Below are 17,375 nucleotides of genomic sequence, written 5' to 3' on the forward strand. Positions count from 1 at the left end.
TAAGACGTCCACAAGGGAGGCCGTCGACGAAAGTCGCCATCCTCCATCGCGGACGTAAAATCGCTCGATCTATGGAAATGTCTTGATTGTATAACCCCGCGGCAGCGGGGGAAACCTAGAGAAGCCTGTACCCCGTTTCAGCCAATGTGAGCCTCCAGCTCCTCGGACTCACCGGGGACCTCCACGGTACGGATGGAAGCGCCAAGGCCCTGGAGCTTGGTGACGATATCCTCATAGCCCCGCTCGATATACTGTACGCAGCTGATCTCGCTCTCGCCCTTGGCAGCCAGGGCAGCGATCACCAATGCCGCGCCGGCCCGCAGATCGCAGGCCTGGATGGGCGCACCGGTGAGATGGTCCACACCCTCCACCACAGCGGTCTTGTCGTCTACCTGGATGCTGGCGCCCATGCGCTTGAGCTCATCCACATAGCGGTAGCGGTTGTTCCAGACGCTCTCCGTCACCAGGGAAGTGCCCTCCGCCAGGCAGAGGACGGTGGTGATCTGGGGCTGCATATCTGTGGGGAAGCCCGGATAGGGCATGGTTTTCACATTGGCCTTCTGCAAGGGGCCGCTGCGGCGGACCAGAAGGGTGTCCTCCCGCTCCTCTACCTCCACGCCCATCTCCACCAGCTTGGCGGTGATGCAATCCATGTGCTTGGGGATGATATTCTTCACCAGGATCTGGCCGCCGGTGGCAGCCACGGCGGCCATATAGGTGCCTGCCTCAATCTGGTCGGGAATGATGGCGTAGCTGCCGCCCCGCAGGCGGTCCACGCCCTGAATTTTAATGGTGTCCGTGCCGGCACCCCGGATGTTGGCGCCCATCGAGTTGAGGAAGTTGGCCAGGTCCACGATATGAGGCTCCTTGGCAGCGTTCTCGATGACGGTGTTGCCTTCCGCCCGGACGGCGGCCATCATGATATTCATGGTAGCGCCCACGGAGACCACATCCAAATAGATGTTGGCGCCCTTGAGGCGGCCGGTCTCCGTGGAAGCGTTGATGAAGCCGCCCTCCACCATGACCTTGGCGCCAAGCGCGGTAAAGCCCTTCACGTGCTGGTCGATGGGGCGCACCCCGAAGTTGCAGCCGCCGGGCATGGCGACCTCCGCCTGGCCGAAGCGGCCCAGGAGAGAACCAATCAGATAATAGGAGGCCCGCATCTTCCGGGCCAACTCATAGGAGGTTCGGGTGGAGCGGATGCGGCTGGCGTCGATCTCCACTGTATGGCGGTTGATGACGCGGATGCCGGCACCCAAATGCTCCAGAATCTTCAGGGACAGCGTCACATCGGAGATCTGGGGGATATTTTCGATCCGGCAGACCCCGTCCACCAGCAGAGCGGCGGGAATGATGGCAACGGCGGCGTTTTTGGCGCCGCTGATCTCTACTTCACCAAACAGGGGATGACCACCCTGTACAATATACTTTGTCAAAGTCGATACCCTCTCTTCAAAAGGCGCTTTCTTTTGTGGCGGCACCTGTAATTTCTATGAAACAGTGTGCCCGGCCCGTGCCGCTTCATACCCGCTAAAGACCTGCGAAACCGGAGAAATTTTCCGGATGGGGAAGCTCACACACCCAAACTATACCATATCCCCGCGCAAAATGCAAACCCTTCCTGCGAGCCGGACGGGTTCCGCGTCAAAATTCGTCAAAATTCCAAAGCCGCCGACGGCTGAAAACAGCCGCTTCAGGCCGAATCGCGGCGCACAGGCGGAGAAATTTGGAAACAAATTATCTGCCCGGCAGGGCTCCAGTTACTCAGCCGGAGGAGACCGCGCCGGTGTAGCAGTTGACATAATAATCAGCCGTATCCGTAGAAACGCACCAGGCGGGCACCAGGGCCATAGGAGTGGCTGTGGTGCTCTGCAGCTCATAACAGAGGTACAGGTCCGTCACGGCAGTGACCACCGCGCCGCTCTGAACGGTGCCGAGGAAGGCATTGAGGGCATCCAGAGCGGACAGGGCACCGTTCCCATTGGCGGTCTGTCCCGCCTGGGGCAGGTGGGTACCGCTGACGGAGGCCACCCGCCCGCCGGAGATGGAGAAGGAGACGGTGCAGTTGACCACCGGGGCCCCGTCGTAGGTCTGGACCGCGGAGGCGCTGCCGTCCTCCCCATCCAGGGAGAAGGCGAGGGCTTCGTAGTGGAACGCACGGCAGAAGGCCCGGCACAGGGCGTCCGCTGTCTCGCCGCTCTGTTCGATCACCACGTCAAAGGTGCCGTCGGACCGGAAGACGGCGCTGCCGTTTTCGCTTTGATAGGTGGTGACGCCGCCGCCACCATCAGACATGACCAGCTCATCTCCCAGGAGAAAGCCGGCCAGCTTCTCATCCTCGTCCGGGTCCCTGGACAAGGTCAGGCCGGCGGGCGGTGTGGCGCCGGGGATAATGCCGTCATCCAGAGAGACACCCTCCGCCGCGAACAGCTGCACCATCTGCTGACGGGCCTCTGCCTGGGCGGAATAGCCGGTGGTCAGCCGTACTCCCAGCAGGCCCAGGAGGCAGAGATTCATCAGAGCCAGGATCAGAATGATGATGTTTTTCAGACGGAAGCTCTCCATCCGTCGGACCTCCTTTCCACCGCCGGAGCGGCTTGTATCCGCTGCACTCAGTCCGCCAGCCAGCTGGCGGATACCGAGTCTCCGCCGCCGTCGGCATAGCCCACAGACAGCTCTGTGCCGGGATGCTCCGCTGCAATGGCCAGCGTCTGCCGCAGCGGCAGCAGGAGCGACGTCTCCCCGGCGGTGCTGTACTGCCGGAACCGCAGGGTGAGGCGGGTGACGCTGGTGCCGGAGAGCGTGATCTCGGCGGCGTGTCCGCCGTCGGAGAAGCGAATGGGGACACCATCGATCTGATATCCGAACAGAAGCTGGGTGGTGTCTCCGCCCTGACTGACGGACTCCAGATACAGCCTTGCCTCGCCGGAGCGGTCCTCTGTCAGCTGTTCCAGCAGGATACTGGCACCCAGCACGGCTTCCGCCGCAGTGGGGACCTCCTCCTGTGCGGAGATCTCCAGCGTAGCATCTGTTCCGCTGCGGTAGGTGATCTCCCCGGAGGGACGGATGTGAAGGGAGCGATCGGCTTCGACCTCGGTGATGACCTCCGTGCCGTCGGCCTCCGCATAGCGCTCCCGCGTGTTGATGTTGAAGCCGAAAGCCGCCAGCAGCCAGTCCGTGCCGGAGATGGATGAAGCGGCAGAGAGGACCGGCAGCTGCGGTAACTCCGTCGGCAGGATGGAGAGGGGAAACAGCTTGCCGTATAGCGGCTCCATCTCCACAACCTCAAAGGCGAAGGAGACGCTTCCCATGCCGGACTGGCTCACTGCCTCTGTAAGAGAATCTATGGAGAGGGCGGTGGAGGCGACGGTGCCGGTGAGGACGGTATCAGCACCGTCCCATACATAGAGATGGACGGAGCCGTCCGCCCCTGCGGCCAGCAGCAGACAGCGGGCATTTCCCTCCAACGCGGTGCCCTCTGCACCGGTGAGCTCGGCAAGCACCTGGAGGGGCAGGGGATTCAAAAAATCAAAATAGATGGAAGGGCCCGAGAGGGCACCCCGAAAGGCATCCGTTGCAGAAGGAGCAAGGTGCTGGACGGAGCCCAGAGCCTCCCGCAGGCCCAGGGCGGAGAAGCCGTCACTGTTGGTAGTGAAGCCCAGGCTGCCATACCGGCCGTAGGAGTCCGTGAGGACCACCCGTACCGGAGCGGGAAACTCCCGCAGCCGGGAGGGTGAGCCCTCGCCGGTCAGCCGCTCCAGATAGAGCGGGTCCTCCGACGTGCCCAGATTGTACAGCTGCAGCTGGGCGAACAGGAGCACCGCCGAGACGGACAGAAGCGCGATGGCGATGTTCTGGATGAGGTTGCGGCGCCTGCGCCGGGCCGTTTGATCCATGGGCAGCCTCCTTTCAGCGGTTTTGCGGATGTGACTTTCTCAGATGGGGTTGGAGGGCCCGCCGATGGGCAGCGTCAGCCGGATGGTGGTGCCGGGGCCCTCGTGGGGCGCCAGGGCGATGGTGCCGTGGTGGCGCTGGACGATCTCCCTGGCGATGGAGAGACCCAGGCCCGTGCCGCCGGACTCCCGGGAACGGGCCTTGTCCACCCGATAAAAGCGGTCGAAGATCCGGTCCCGATCCTTCTCTGGGATGCCGATGCCGTCATCGCAGACCTCCATCCAGACCTCCGCCTCTGTGGAGCCGGCGGTGATGGTGATGTGTCCGCCGTCGGGCGTATATTTGACGGCATTGCCGATGACGTTCATCATCACCTGCTCCAGCCGGCTCCGGTCCCCCACGATCAAGGGCAGGCTCTCCGGCGGAGTATAGGTCAGCGTGTGCCCGTGCTGCTTGGCGGCCAGGGCATTGGCACGGGTGACGCTCTCAATGGCGTCCCCGAAAGGAAAGCGGGAGAGCACCAGCTCCGCATTGCCCGCATCCAGGCGGCTGAGGGTCAGCAGATCCTGAACAATGTGGGTCATGCGGTCCGTCTCCGTGATGATGATGTCCAGAAAGCTGTTGGAGGTCTCCACAGGGATGTCTCCCTCCGCGTCCCGCAGGGTCTCGGCATAGCTGCGGACGTTGGTGAGGGGGGTGCGCAGCTCGTGGGAGACATTGGCCACGAACTCCTTGCGCCGCTCCTCGTTGCGGTGCTGCTCCGTCACGTCATGAAGCACCACCAGCACGCCGCCGCTGGCCTGGTCGGAAAACGGCGCCAGAAACAGCTCCAGCGTCCGGTCCCCCACCTCCATCTCCGCCTCGGCGTAGTTGGGTCTTTGGAGGGCCAGGGTCTCCTGGAAGGGATAGACCTGACCGAAGAGGGTATCGTAGGTAGTGCCCTCCGGCACACTGCGATGGAGCATATTGGTGGCGGCGGGATTGCAGTGGATAAGGAGGCTGTCGTGGTCAAAGGCCACCACGCCGTCGGTCATGTGGAGGAACAGGGTGTCCAGCTTGTTCCGCTCGTTCTCCACGGCGGCCAGCGTGGCTTGAAGGACATCGGCCATCTCGTTGAAGGTGCCCGTGAGGATGCCGATCTCGTCAGTGGACTCCACGGGGAGCTGGCTGTCAAAGTCTCCCGCGGCCACCCGCTCTGCCCCGGCGGTGAGCTTTTCGATGGGGCCCACCATGGTCTTGGACAGCAGGAAGCTCAACAGGACAGAGATCAGCAGGCCGATCACCAGCGCCTGCATGATGATGAGGAAGAGCTGGGAGTTCAGGTCCGTCACTGTGTCCTTGTTGTCCAGGATGTAAATGATGTAGGCGTTTCCGCCCCCCATGATGGGGATGGCTGCGTCCATATAGTCGGCGGTGATGTCGCTGCGGTCTCCCACCAGGGTGCTGTCGCCCTGAGCCACGGCATTCCGGGCGGTCAGCAGGTTGGCGGTCTGCTCCCGGGGGAGCTCTGACGCCTCTGCAGACCCGTCCAGGTAGGTGCCGCTCTGCCCATCCAGGATGAAGTAGTTCCGGGTGCGGTAGTCGATGCCCAGGGAGCCGGCCCGGCCCTCCAGCATCTCCTTGATGCCGGCGGCGCCGTCCGGTTCGGCCGCCCGGGCCCGGAGGGTGGAGACATAGCCGTCGCTGTCGTCGCTGAACACGGCGCTGATCTGCTCGTAAAAGGTGTCGATATAGAAGCTGGAGACGCTGGTGGTCAGGAATGCACCTACCACCGCCATCAGCGAGGTGATGAGCAGCAGCAGAATCAGCATCAGCTTCATGTGCAGGCTGCGGAACACGGCGAACACCTTCTTTCCTTAGAGAATGGGGGGCGGAGTCATTTCACGGAGAAGTAGTAGCCGGCGCCCCGGCGGGTGAGGATGAAGACAGGATTGGCGGGGTCGGCCTCGATCTTCTCCCGCAGGCGCCGGACCGTCACGTCCACGGTCCGCACGTCGTCGCCCACATAGCCGTAGTTCCACACCTGCTCCATCAGGTCGATGCGGGAGTAGACCTTGTTGGGATGGCTGGCCAGAAAGGTCAGCAGCTCATACTCCCGCTGGGTCAGGTCGATGGCCTTACCGGCCCGGAAGACCTGGTGGCTGTCGGTATTGATAGACAAATCCCCGGACACGGGCATGGCGGAGGCCGCGGCAGAGGCGGCAGCCGGCGGCGTCATGGTGGTCCGCCGGATGTTGGCTCCTACCCGGGCCACCAGCTCCCGCATAGAGAAGGGCTTGGTGATATAGTCGTCGGCACCGATCTCCAGCCCCAGGACCTTGTCCGCCTCCTCCTCCCGGGCGGTGAGGATGATGACGGGAACGCTGCTGCCCTGATCCCGCAGGGCGCGGCACACGTCAAAGCCGTTTTTCTTGGGCAGCATTACATCCAGCAGGATCAGGTCCGGATTGGCGGATACCGCCTGAGCCAGGCCGTCCTCTCCGTCATAGGCCTCCAGCGTCTGATAGCCCGCCCGCTGGAGATTGAACCGCAGGATGTCCACGATATTCTTCTCGTCCTCCACGATCAGGACGGTTTTCGGATCGCTCATGGCAGAGTCTCCTCTCAAAGATTCAGAAGCACTTTTGCCTTCAGCACGGCGGCGATGGTCTTGCTGTCCTCGATCTCCCCGTCCATGACGCGGTGGACCATCTCATTGAAGGGAATGCGCTCCACATTCAAGAATTCATCCTCGTCCAACTGCTGGGACTCCATGTGCAGGCCCTTTGCCAGGAAGAGGTACAGCCGCTCACTGAGACAGCCGGGGGAGGGCAGGGTCACGCCCATGGGCAGGAAGGTGTCCGGCACGGCACCGGTCTCCTCCTTCAGCTCCCGCAGGGCACCGGCCACCGGGTCCTCGCCCGGCTCCAGCTTTCCGGCGGGGATCTCCAGCAGCGTCTTTCCGATCACATAGCGGTACTGGGTGACGGTGAGCACATTGTTCCGGTCGTCCAGGGCCAGAATGGCCACGCCGTCCACATGCTCTACTACCTCGCGGAAAGAGGTCCTGCCGTTCGGCAGCTGCACCTGGTCCACGTGCAGGCTCAGGAAGCTTCCCTGGTACTTTTCCTCCCGGCTGAGGGTCTTCTCCGTCAGATCCGCAGTCTGATTCATATAGCATTCCACCTTGTGTCTATTTTTTGTATATTCAGGACATACTCAATCACTTTATTATAGCATATCCTCCAGAAAAAGCCAACTGTGACTTTCTCTTGAAGATGCGGGGAAAATATGGTATTATAATAAAACCTTCCAGGAAAGAGGTGAGCCCCACGGAGAAGAAGGGAATCAAGATCGCGGCCCAGAACCGCAAGGCCTTCCACGACTACTTCGTGGAGGACCGGTACGAGGCGGGCATCGAGCTTGCGGGCACGGAGGTCAAGTCCATCCGGGCCGGAACGCTGAATTTGAAGGACGCCTACTGTACGGTAAAGGATGGGGAGCTGTTCGTCCATGGGATGCACATCTCCCCCTATGAGAAGGGCAACATCTTCAACCGGGACCCGGTGCGCTCCCGGCGGCTGCTGATGCACAAACGAGAGATCCGCAAGCTCCATGCCCTGGTGAAGCAGGACGGCTATGCCCTGGTGCCCCTGTCCGTCTATTTTAAGGATTCCCGGGTGAAGCTGGAGATCGGCCTGTGCCGGGGCAAGAAGAACTATGACAAGCGGGCGGCTGCCTCCCAGCGGGACGCCAAGCGGGAGATTGACCGCACCCTAAAAGAAAGGAATCGATGATATGTCTGACATGACGAACCCTATTGTCACCATCACCATGGAAAACGGCGCTGTGATGACCGGCGAGCTATACCCCGCCAAGGCTCCCAACACGGTGGCCAACTTCATCTCCCTGGCCAACAAGGGCTTTTATGACGGCCTGATCTTCCACCGGGTCATCCCCGGCTTCATGATCCAGGGCGGCTGCCCCGACGGCAACGGCATGGGCGGCCCCGGCTATGACATCCGGGGCGAGTTCTCCGGCAACGGCTTTGTCCAGAACGACCTGAAGCACACCACCGGCGTGCTGTCCATGGCCCGGGCCATGCATCCGGACTCCGCCGGCAGCCAGTTCTTCATCATGGTGGCCCCGGCGCCCCATCTGGACGGGCAGTACGCCGCCTTCGGCCAGGTGACCGGAAACGTGGAGGAGGCCATCCGCATCTCGGAGGTCCCCACCGACTGGAACGACAAGCCCAAGACACCGGTGGTCATTCAGAGCATTCGGGTGGACACCCAGGGCGTGGACTATCCGGAGCCTGAAAAGCGCTGAGAGGGGGAGAGCCCAATGAAGACGGCCATCATCACCGGCGCGTCCTCCGGTCTGGGACGGGAGTTTGCCCGCCAGCTGACGGACATATTCCCGGAGATTGAGTGCTGCTGGCTCATTGCCCGCCGGGAGGACCGGCTGGAGGAGATCGCCCGGGAGATGGTGGGGGTGGAGACGGTCTGCCTTCCCTTGGACCTGTGCGATTCCATGTCCTTTACCACCCTGCAGGAAAAACTGGCGGCGGAGAAACCGGAGGTGGCGATCCTCATCAACAACGCCGGCTGCGGTTACCTGGGCCGGATGGGGGAGACGGAGACCGCTGTCCAGACCCGGATGGTAGATCTGAACGTCAGGGCCATGACGGCGATGACGAACCTGGTCATTCCCTATATGCCGGCGGGGGGACGCATCCTCAACACGTCTTCCATCGCATCCTTCTGCCCCACGCCCCGGATGACGGTGTACGGCGCTAGCAAGGCGTATGTGTCCTCCTTCACTGTGGGCCTCAGTGAAGAGCTGAAGCGAAGGGACATTACCGTTACGGCGGTGTGCCCCGGCCCCATGAAAACGGAGTTCCTGGACGTGGGCAGCATCACTGGCCGTTCCCCGGCCTTTGAGTACCTGCCTTACTGCGACCAGGTGCGGGTAGCGGCGGGCGCGCTGCGGGCCGCCAAGGCGGGCAGGACTATGTACACGCCGCGGCTGTTCTACAAATTCTACCGGCTGCTGGCCAAAGTCGCGCCGGTGAAGCTGATGGTAAAATTTACCAAAACCTGAAATGTCATGGAATTGTAACACATTCCGACAGCGGGATGTGTTACAATCTCCATTGGTATCCTGCCAGATATCCCAGAAAGGCCCTCGGCATGGAGATGCGAATCGCAGGCTCCCATCACAAACCAGTGAAGCGTTTGTGATGGGAAGTGGAGGGACAACGGAGCATTGCGAGCTCTCGGTGCAGCCGGGAGCGGGTAGAGCACAGTCTGTCCCGACGACAGGGGGGTGTACCGGTTTCGACGGGGGTATGGAGGCGGGACCAGCGGGCGGCGGCGCCTGACCGCCATAAAACGGGCAATTTATAAATCAAATAACAACAGACAAGTTGCTATTGCTGCCTAATTAAAGGCGGCCGTCTGAACCGGAGTGGCCACAGGCCGGGGAAGGCGTCGTTGATGTGGCGTCCGTGCGGCGGGTAAGAGTTGCCCCGCCCACGCATGATGACTCTCACCTGACCGGACGGCGTGACGGCTTGCCATCCGGAAGGGGAACAGGGAGAAAGACTCCCGCAATAACCGTCTGCGCCCGGAGAAAGTCCCGTTAAAGTGCTTTCGGACAGGGGTTCAACTCCCCTCACCTCCACCATAATGAATGCCCCTATCCGATCTGAACAAATGCATGTCATTGTTTGGATTGGGTAGGGGCAATTTATGCCTGAACTTTTTGCACTGCAAGGAGGTCAGAATTTCCTATAGTTCTTGCCTTGTGTCATCTGCAAAATACAAACAGGACAAAATCAAAATACAAAACATGTAATCGGCCAGATTCGAACCCCTGATATGTCAGCACACCGCTCCCCTTCACTTGCTGTTCATGAATGCCTCTTCCACCCGACAGGGTATGCGGTTTTTCAACGTGCGATGCGGCCGCTGTGTGCTGTAAAGCTCGATGTACTCGATGCAGGAGGCAAGACATTGTTTGAAGTCTGCCTCGGAGGTATAATCCTTCCGGTAAAGCTCTTCCTGTTTTAGTGTGGCGGAGAATGGCTCGGCGACAGCGTTGTCATGGGGACGCCATGAATTGGAGAAGGATTGTACTACAGTGTGCGCATGAAACAGCTGTCTGAACCGATGAGATGTGCTCTTGCCAGTTGATGTCACCCCCTTGCAGATCGCGCAGTAGTCGCCCTGCCGCATCCCGGTGGCGATGATAAGCTTGAGGTAGGTCTCGTACTTGAGTTTTCTTCCTCCAGTGCAGAACTGCGTCCTGCCAAGGAGACAGGAGGAAGAGGGAAGTAAAAAAGAGGGGATGTCAACAGGCATCCTCTCCTGCGTGAAAGAAAGGGGGATACAAAATAGAACCCGTGTGTTTCATGGGCCTAAAGCCAAAAGTTAAGACAGCAAATTATAAACGGAATCTAAAAAGATGTTCCAATGCCAATTGTCCGGCAGTGCACTTCTCGGCAATGGATAAAACGAATGAGTAGTTACAAGAAAAATGGGGTATTACGGCACACCGCAAAAGGTTTCCGGATTTGTCATGTGCTTCTCCAATGATTCAGCAGGCCCATCCGGCAGAGGGATGCTGTGTTTTAACAGAGCGGTATTGAAGTGGGATGCATTGCCGCCTTCTTCCATTTCTGCAAAGGCGGCAATGCGGCAATTAAGTATATTACGGCTTAAAGAACTCCTTATTTTATTTATGCATACGGAGGAAAGGGAACGAAGTCCCTTTCCTCCGTACTGTTCAGTATGCTTACCAGAGCTGTGTCCAGTCTTCGCTGCCGCTGGTGCGGTCGTAGTCGTGGGCATTGGTGGCCTCTGCGACCTCGTAGTAAGCCCAGTGAGTGTCCGGCACATCGGTGAACTGTTCCAGTTCATCTGCGTGGCGGTCCACATAGGCTTCATCCGCACTGCGGTCCAGCATCCGGTTGACGATGGTGGTCACCTGGGCGCGGGTGATGGTGTCGTAAGGACCGAAGCGGCCATCGGAGTAGCCGGTGATCCAGCCATACTTGATCGCGCCTACCACATAGTCATAGAACCAGTCGTTCTCGGATACATCCGTAAAGATGTTCTCCCCACTGGTGTCCAGTTCTGCAAAGCGCATAGCGATCACGGTGAACTCCGCACGGGTGATCGCCCGGTCGGGGGCAAATTGCCCGTTGCCGATACCGGCGACGATGCCCAGACTGCCCAAGGTATTGACCGCCTCGGCATACCATGCGTCCGGGGCCACGTCGGAGAAGCTGACCGTGATGGGCACATTCTTATTGAGCAGGAGGTTATAGAACATCTGCGCCACCTGGGCGCGGGTCATGTTATCGTCAGGCCCAAACCACCCGCCGCCATAACCGCCGAGATAGGCACTGTGGTCCTTGGTGTTCAGCCAGCCAGATACGCCGGTGTCGTCCGGGTCTGCCACACCGCCGTTCTGCTCGGCAAAGACCGCCTCGATGGTGTGCTTTTCACGCACATTCTCAAAGGTGTACTTATCCACAGCGCCGACGCTCTCGCCGTCCACCAGCACATCCTCGATCACATAGCCCGCATCCGGGGTAATGGTAAAGGTTTTGCTGCTGCCACGGACCACGCGAACGCTTCCGTCAGGGCTGATCTCTCCGCCCTTACCGGCGCTGGCCGTGATGGTGTAGCGGGTGGTGTGACTTCCGCCGCCGCTGCTGTCGCGGGCGAAGCTGGCCGTGATGGTCATGTTCTCGGAGATGCTTATCATCTCATAGCTGCTGACCGCGCCCACGCTTACGCCGTTTACTGCCACATCGGAGATATGGTAGTCGGAGCTTGCAGTGATGCTGAAGCTCTGACTCTCGCCTCGCTTCACCAGCAAGGTGCCGCTGGGGCTGATGGAGCCGTTTTCACCGGCCCGCGCCGTGACGGTCAGGTAGGTCGGCGCATCGGGAACGTCGTCGCCGTTCTGATCCTCGCCAAAGTAGGCCACAACTTCGCTGTTTGCCTGCACGTTCTTGAGCGTCCAGGTATCCTTGAATGGATTTTCTGCATCATTGTTGGAGTAGACCACCTTGCCGTCCACAGTGATGTAGTCTAGTGCGTAACCTCCATAGGCGGTAATGGTGAATACAACATCATCGCCCGCGTCAACGGTCTTGCTGACGGGAGTAATGGTGCCGTTACCGTCGTTTACTCTGGCGGTGACAGTGTATCTCTCGCTTGGCGCGGGATCGTACTTGTCGGGAACGCCGTCGCTGTCCGCATCGGCGGAGAAGGTCACGACGATGCTGCGGTCGGCCTGCACATTGGTGAAGGTGTAGGTCTTGCTGTCCGCATCATAGCCGGCCAGATTGAGGTTGCCGTCGTTCAGATACGTGTCACCGTCAATGACGATCTTATCCACCGCATAGCCGGAGTCGGGAATAAAGGTAAAGCCTTGGTCGCCGCCCTCTGCAACGGTGGTGTCTCCGCTCGGATCGATGCTGCCGTTGGGACCGGCATAGGAGCGAATCACATAATTCTCGCCCAGCACGTCGGCTGTGCCATCGTTGTCGGAATCATAGCCCCAGACAGCGTACACGGTGATGTCTTCATCGTCGAAGGTCACGGCGGGAACGATTTGTACATACTTGAAAGCTTCGGTATCGGTTCCCTTGAAAATCTGTCTGTGCTGGTTGAGGGACCAACCGATGAACACCACGCTGTCGCCACTGCCATCGCCCGCACTGCGGTAGGAGAGGCGCGTCATGCCGATGGAGGCTAACTCGGGCACATGCGCGGGAGTGGTTTCTACGGGGGGGGCGCTCTCCTCGGTAGGGATGGATTCCTCAACAGGATCGGTTGCGGCAGGTTCGCTCTCTGTGGGCTCTTCCTCACCTGCGGACTCTCCACTGGGGAGCGTCTCTGTCTCCGGCTCGTCTGTGGGGCTGGGAATCACAGCGGAGTCATCCGTGGCTGGCGCCAAGGTGTAGGTGGGTTCTTCGGTGTCCAGAACTGCGACCTGCCCGGAAACATACTTGATTTCTCCGCCGTCGGGGACGCCAGCGACTTGATCACCGTCGTTGATGGCATTGCCGTCATAGGCCAGGGTGTACTTGCCGTCTTCCTCCACGTCGGGCGTGCCGTTCTCGTTGGCGTCATAGCCCCAGACGGCATAAACTTCATCGTTGGCAGTCAGGGTGAGCTTGTCAATGGTATTCGGGCCGTCCTTATCGGAAGCGCCGTAGATTTTAGTGTCCTGCTCAGCGCTCCAGCCGATGAAGATGATCATGGTGCCATCTTCAGCCGTCTTGTGAGTCGGTTTGTCGGTGGTGTTCAGTTGATAGTTTTCCGCTTCATCCGCGCTTACTTTCTCCTGCCCCGGCCCGCCGAAACCGCCGTTGGCATCGTAGGTCAGGGTGTAGGACTCAGAAGGATCGGGGCCGGGTTCCACATCCTTGGCATTCACGGTGATGCTGATGGTGGTCATCAAGGGAATGCTGTTCGTGTTCGTGACGCCCTCCGGCAGCGTGAGCGTGCCGTTCAGGGTGAAGGTCTGCGCCTCTGCCTTGCTGGGATCATAGCTTGTGTTTTGAGTATCCCACGTAACATTAGCCTGCATATCGCCCTTCGTGGTCTGAATCGTCACCTGCGTTGGAAGCCCCATCTCCTCAATGGCGGTGCCGTTTTCCACGGTGATTGCCGCAGGCGGTACGACATTGATCAGGTTGGGCTTTTCCGTGGGTTCCGTCACATCCGGCTTCTGGTTGCCATCAGTATCATAGCCCCATACGGCGTAGATCGTCAAAGCCGTGCTGTCGATGTAAACCCTGCCAGGCAACAACGCGATCTTCTCAAACGCTTCCTGATCCTCCTCGCCATAGATTTGGCCGGTTTTCGTTCTGGACCAGCCGATGAATACAACGGATGTTTCGTTGACGGGGGTGTGGGTTGGCGTTTGGCCGCTTAGCTCCACGGTGGTTCCTTCCCAAACGGTCTGCTCATCCGGCAGGTCGAAAACCTCTCCGCCGCTCTGTGCGTTGCCGCCATAGGTCAGCGTGCCTTGCCCGCGATAAGTCGCCGTGTACATTTGGCTTTCCTGTACAGTCGCTTCTATTGTTCCGCTCTTATCGTATTCCGGACTCCAGCCCGCAAACTGCCAGCCCGTGCTTGCTGTCACGGCAGGGGCCTCCGGATAAGAGCTGTAGCCCGGCAGCAGCTTATCATAAGTCACTGTCTTTTCGCTATCGGCAAACGTCCCGTGCTCCCCAGCCCGGAAGGTGATCGTAATGTACTGCTCGTCGTCGGGCTTTTCGTCGTTGTTCTTATCCTCGTTGTAGACCGACGTGTAGCTCTTGTTGGCGTCTTCCGCCCCCACGGAACTTCCAACGGTGATGCCGTCGCCCTCCGTGCCGGAGCCATAGGCGTGCTTGCTGTCATCCTGCCAGGAGTCAAACAGGTAGGTATCTTCGGGAATTACTTTGGGGGCCTCGGGATAGGTCTCCGCCTCAAAGCCTGCTTCGTTTGCTTTTACAAGGAATACTTTCAGAGCACGGGAGTCCGTGTCATAGATGTAATCCTTTCCTGCCTCCATCTGCTCCCACATGGTGTCCTCAATATCCCAACTGCCATAGCCGGTGCCCCGGAAGGTCAGCGTCACCGTGTAGGTATCCGGCTTGTCGTTGTTGTCCGTGTCAAGATAATAATAGACATCGGCGGTATTTGGTCCATCCTCGGTCACGGTCAGGCTGCCGGATGTCCCCTCATTGGAAGTCACATAGCCGTTACGGGCAGGGCGGCCGTATGTAACAGTTTCGCCGGGTTTCCGGTAACTGGTAAGGGTACGGGCGAGGCCAAACTCTCCGCTCTCCTGCTCGGTGTAATAGCGGATGGCAACTTCTTTATGGCCTTCGGCAGCGTCGTAATGCGCATCAAAGGTGAGATCTGCCGCGTCCGCACCGACGGGTTGGTTCGCATAGTCGGCGTAGCGGCTGGATTCATTTTTATTGTTGAACCAGCCCGTCCAGACCATACTGTCCGCCGTTGCGTTGACCTGCGGGATCTGCGGATACTTGTCGCCCTCCAGTTCGCCTTCCACTGGTTTTACCAGCTTGTAGGTCAGGGTCTTTTGATCCTCTGACAGTGCTCCGCCGGATGTCAGATTATTAGGATCAATGATTCCGTTTTCACCGGCATTAAACGTCAGGGTGATGGTGTGGTTGTCCGGCTTATTGTCATTGTCCGCATCCTTGTACAGGTAAACGGTTTTCTCCACACCCGCTTCGATCATCGTCCCCGCAACGGTTGTCGTAGAAGCAGTATAGCCCTCCGGTATGGACTCACTCACATCCACAGAAAATGCCTGCTTGATGGCAATTTGCTCTGTGATATTCTCTGGCAGAGCAGGCACCGCGGTGTCGGGCTGCTCACCCGCACCCCACTGGAATTTCACCGTCAGGTTGCCCTTTTTCACATCAAAGTGGAAATCTAAGGAGCTAACCGATTCCTTAACGACTTGGATCTCTCCACCCTCTCGCAGCACAAAGTCCTCATCGTTATAAGTGTCTTTCCACGGCTCATCAGAGCTGCTAATATACTCTCGGATATGCTCCCGGCCACGTTCCTCGTTCGGTCTGAACAGGGCGTCGCCCTCCGCCACCGTGCGCAGGTAGTTCGCCGCCGGAATGTCACTGCCGTTGATGTCGGTCGGGTCTTCGATGTACAGGTTGATGGTGATATTCCGCTCGTTCACTTCATTCACAGGAACCCAGTGTGGTACAAAGATGATGGTGGTCCCAGCGGCATCGGCGGCTACATCTTTTACATCTACAATATCGCCGGCGTGATACACTGGGGCACTGGTTCCTCTTACAACGTAGCCATCCGGCGAATACCCCTTTACCGTCTCATAAGGTGTCCGGCTGGTGATGGTGATGGTATCCTTGTTGCCCTCCACCACTGTGAAGCCCGTCTCTGGTTCGCCAATCAGGTCGTTGTTATTCCTATCATTCCGGTATTCCACCGAATAGGTGATGGGAGTCGCGGTCAGGAAAAGCTCTATGTTGTCTCCCAAGCCATTGGGAAGATCAAAGCGGTACTGATATTGCTCCTGCGTATAGCTCGGTTCTCTCCCGTCGTGCAGATTTCCGATATTCTTTTCAAAATTCATCTCCGCTTCGCTTACCTGACCGTTGACCTTGACGGTAAGCTGCGGTTTTTCATAGCCTGGCTTGAGATTGAAGTAGAACTCGTTGCCGGTTCTGCCCGTCTGGAGATACACATGGTTTACGCTTCCCGGAACATATTCCTCAGCGCCATCGTCCCAGCCCACAATATTTCCTATGCCGGACAGTTCCTTGATGATGACCTCGTTTCTGTCTGTGCGCTTAAAATTACCTTCGCTGATATAGAGGTCAGTGTACACATCGGATATCGTAACCTCATAATCATTCTGATAATGAATTGGAGCTGCTGTAGTGTCCTCCTGCACCAGAGTTATCCGTACTGTTTCGCCGCTTGGAAGGGTAGACTCTACATAAGCACCCTCGCCGGTCTCTGTGCCAGGAGTCTGAACCTCGTGGCCGTTGATGACCAGCATATTCAATGTGTACCGATTTAACAGGCTGCCCGCTGTTGACTCAATTCTAAAAGTGATCGTTCCGCCCGGCGTTATGCTCTGATTATTGTTACCGCTGGTAATGCGGCCATTGCGGAATGCGCCGTCAGTTGTATTATATGAAAAGGTATATGATGTTGCAGCTGTCTCGGTGATCGTAATAGTCAGTTCGTTCTGTACGTTATCCACCGTAAAGAGCATTTCACCGGTGTCCTGGCCAAAGACTGTACCGGTGTTGGAAATGTCAGTATCTCCTGCCTTTACGACCAGTCGTTGTCCCTTGGCCGACGGCATTGCCCGAAAGGTCAGGGAGTCACCCTTCTTCACCAGATCGTCCCCGGCGGTCTTCTCCGCGCCGGTCACATGATACGTTACCGGATACTTGGAGACATAGTAAAGGTCAATGGTTTCGCTCTCGCCCAGAATGGACAGTGCCCCGCTGATGGAGCCGTAGTAGGTGATATCCTGCCCCGTCAGAGTGCCCGCTTCATACACGCGCTTCCCGTTCACCTCGGCGTGATCGAAGTAAAGGTTTTCCCCGGTCAGATCGGGCGCGGTTTCGCTCAACTGACCAGCCTGCACATTTTCTTTAGGGGAGTCGCCTTTCACGCCATCCTTGTAGATGGTAAACTTGGCCGCAGACACCGCCCCTTCCTCTCTCTGGCCCAGATCCTGATACGGGGCACCGCCAGAAGGCCCCCCGCTGCCCGCCGCCAGCGCAGCCGTGGGGAGCAGCCCCATCAGCATAGCCAGCGAAAGGACCATTGCCAACAGTCGCCTTTTCATGGTATCTTCCTCCTTGCACAGACCTGGATTTGGCACACAGCCGCGGTCTGCAAAAATCGGTGTTTTTCCTATGGAGCTTCAATTCCCTCCATAATGCCTCTATCTGGCCT

The 17,375-nt window shown here is 58.8% G+C and carries 11 protein-coding genes and 1 other RNA gene; 4 read left to right on the forward strand and 8 right to left on the reverse strand.

From position 1 onward, the window contains the following. Positions 1-137: 137 nt before the first annotated feature. The 6 genes from OCV80_RS09755 to OCV80_RS09780 all read right to left on the reverse strand — a co-directional run bounded on the left by OCV80_RS09755 (position 138) and on the right by OCV80_RS09780 (position 7,047). The gene (locus OCV80_RS09755) at positions 138-1,436 is read right to left on the reverse strand and encodes a UDP-N-acetylglucosamine 1-carboxyvinyltransferase (RefSeq protein WP_036629797.1); all 1,299 of its coding nucleotides are present in this window, start codon (positions 1,434-1,436) and stop codon (positions 138-140) included. Between the two features lie 328 nt (positions 1,437-1,764). Continuing rightward, positions 1,765-2,565: a hypothetical protein gene (locus OCV80_RS09760; protein ID WP_021748406.1), complete on the reverse strand. Its 801-nt coding sequence runs from the start codon at positions 2,563-2,565 to the stop codon at positions 1,765-1,767. 47 nt (positions 2,566-2,612) lie between these two features. Then, a complete protein-coding gene (locus OCV80_RS09765) occupies positions 2,613-3,896 on the reverse strand; it encodes a hypothetical protein (protein ID WP_119311184.1) in 1,284 nt (427 codons plus the stop codon). Positions 3,897-3,935: 39 nt separating this feature from the next. Continuing rightward, positions 3,936-5,732: an ATP-binding protein gene (locus OCV80_RS09770; protein WP_119311183.1), complete on the reverse strand. Its 1,797-nt coding sequence runs from the start codon at positions 5,730-5,732 to the stop codon at positions 3,936-3,938. 38 nt (positions 5,733-5,770) lie between these two features. Beyond that, positions 5,771-6,484 (reverse strand): response regulator, encoded by a 714-nt coding sequence (locus OCV80_RS09775; protein WP_021748409.1) that lies wholly within the window; start codon positions 6,482-6,484, stop codon positions 5,771-5,773. A gap of 14 nt (positions 6,485-6,498) precedes the next feature. Next, positions 6,499-7,047: an NUDIX domain-containing protein gene (locus OCV80_RS09780; protein WP_021748410.1), complete on the reverse strand. Its 549-nt coding sequence runs from the start codon at positions 7,045-7,047 to the stop codon at positions 6,499-6,501. Between the two features lie 104 nt (positions 7,048-7,151). Between OCV80_RS09780 and smpB the strand changes: the two genes are divergently transcribed. The 4 genes from smpB to ssrA all read left to right on the forward strand — a co-directional run bounded on the left by smpB (position 7,152) and on the right by ssrA (position 9,561). Next, positions 7,152-7,670: an SsrA-binding protein SmpB gene (gene smpB, locus OCV80_RS09785; protein ID WP_081692081.1), complete on the forward strand. Its 519-nt coding sequence runs from the start codon at positions 7,152-7,154 to the stop codon at positions 7,668-7,670. A gap of 10 nt (positions 7,671-7,680) precedes the next feature. Continuing rightward, positions 7,681-8,202 carry a peptidylprolyl isomerase gene (locus OCV80_RS09790; RefSeq protein ID WP_119311913.1) on the forward strand — a complete coding sequence of 174 codons (522 nt, stop codon included), beginning with the start codon at positions 7,681-7,683 and terminating at the stop codon, positions 8,200-8,202. 15 nt (positions 8,203-8,217) lie between these two features. Then, positions 8,218-8,976 (forward strand): SDR family NAD(P)-dependent oxidoreductase, encoded by a 759-nt coding sequence (locus OCV80_RS09795; RefSeq protein ID WP_119311182.1) that lies wholly within the window; start codon positions 8,218-8,220, stop codon positions 8,974-8,976. A 221-nt stretch (positions 8,977-9,197) separates the two neighbouring features. Beyond that, positions 9,198-9,561, forward strand: a transfer-messenger RNA (tmRNA) gene (gene ssrA, locus OCV80_RS09800). Positions 9,562-9,776: 215 nt separating this feature from the next. Here ssrA and OCV80_RS09805 read toward each other — a convergent pair. Together OCV80_RS09805 and OCV80_RS09810 are read right to left on the reverse strand one after the other, a co-directional pair. After that, entirely contained in the window at positions 9,777-10,238 is a 462-nt protein-coding gene (locus tag OCV80_RS09805) for an integrase core domain-containing protein (RefSeq protein ID WP_136890754.1), read from the reverse strand. 433 nt (positions 10,239-10,671) lie between these two features. Then, complete coding sequence (locus OCV80_RS09810) at positions 10,672-17,265, reverse strand: S-layer homology domain-containing protein (RefSeq protein WP_119311181.1); 6,594 nt, start codon at positions 17,263-17,265, stop codon at positions 10,672-10,674. Positions 17,266-17,375: the final 110 nt, after the last annotated feature.

Origin of the sequence: Oscillibacter acetigenes (genome assembly GCF_025567605.1) — a bacterium.
GTDB classification, from domain to species: Bacteria; Bacillota; Clostridia; order Oscillospirales; family Oscillospiraceae; genus Oscillibacter; species Oscillibacter welbionis.

Coding starts and splice junctions, on each gene's coding strand:
- OCV80_RS09760 (WP_021748406.1), bottom strand. CDS start 2,565: ATGGAGAGCTTCCGTCTGAAAAACATCATCATTCTGATCCTGGCTCTG.
- OCV80_RS09765 (WP_119311184.1), bottom strand. CDS start 3,896: ATGGATCAAACGGCCCGGCGCAGGCGCCGCAACCTCATCCAGAACATC.
- OCV80_RS09775 (WP_021748409.1), bottom strand. CDS start 6,484: ATGAGCGATCCGAAAACCGTCCTGATCGTGGAGGACGAGAAGAATATC.
- OCV80_RS09780 (WP_021748410.1), bottom strand. CDS start 7,047: ATGAATCAGACTGCGGATCTGACGGAGAAGACCCTCAGCCGGGAGGAA.
- smpB (WP_081692081.1), top strand. CDS start 7,152: ATGCGGGGAAAATATGGTATTATAATAAAACCTTCCAGGAAAGAGGTG.
- OCV80_RS09790 (WP_119311913.1), top strand. CDS start 7,681: ATGACGAACCCTATTGTCACCATCACCATGGAAAACGGCGCTGTGATG.
- OCV80_RS09795 (WP_119311182.1), top strand. CDS start 8,218: ATGAAGACGGCCATCATCACCGGCGCGTCCTCCGGTCTGGGACGGGAG.
- OCV80_RS09805 (WP_136890754.1), bottom strand. CDS start 10,238: ATGCCTGTTGACATCCCCTCTTTTTTACTTCCCTCTTCCTCCTGTCTC.
- OCV80_RS09810 (WP_119311181.1), bottom strand. CDS start 17,265: ATGAAAAGGCGACTGTTGGCAATGGTCCTTTCGCTGGCTATGCTGATG.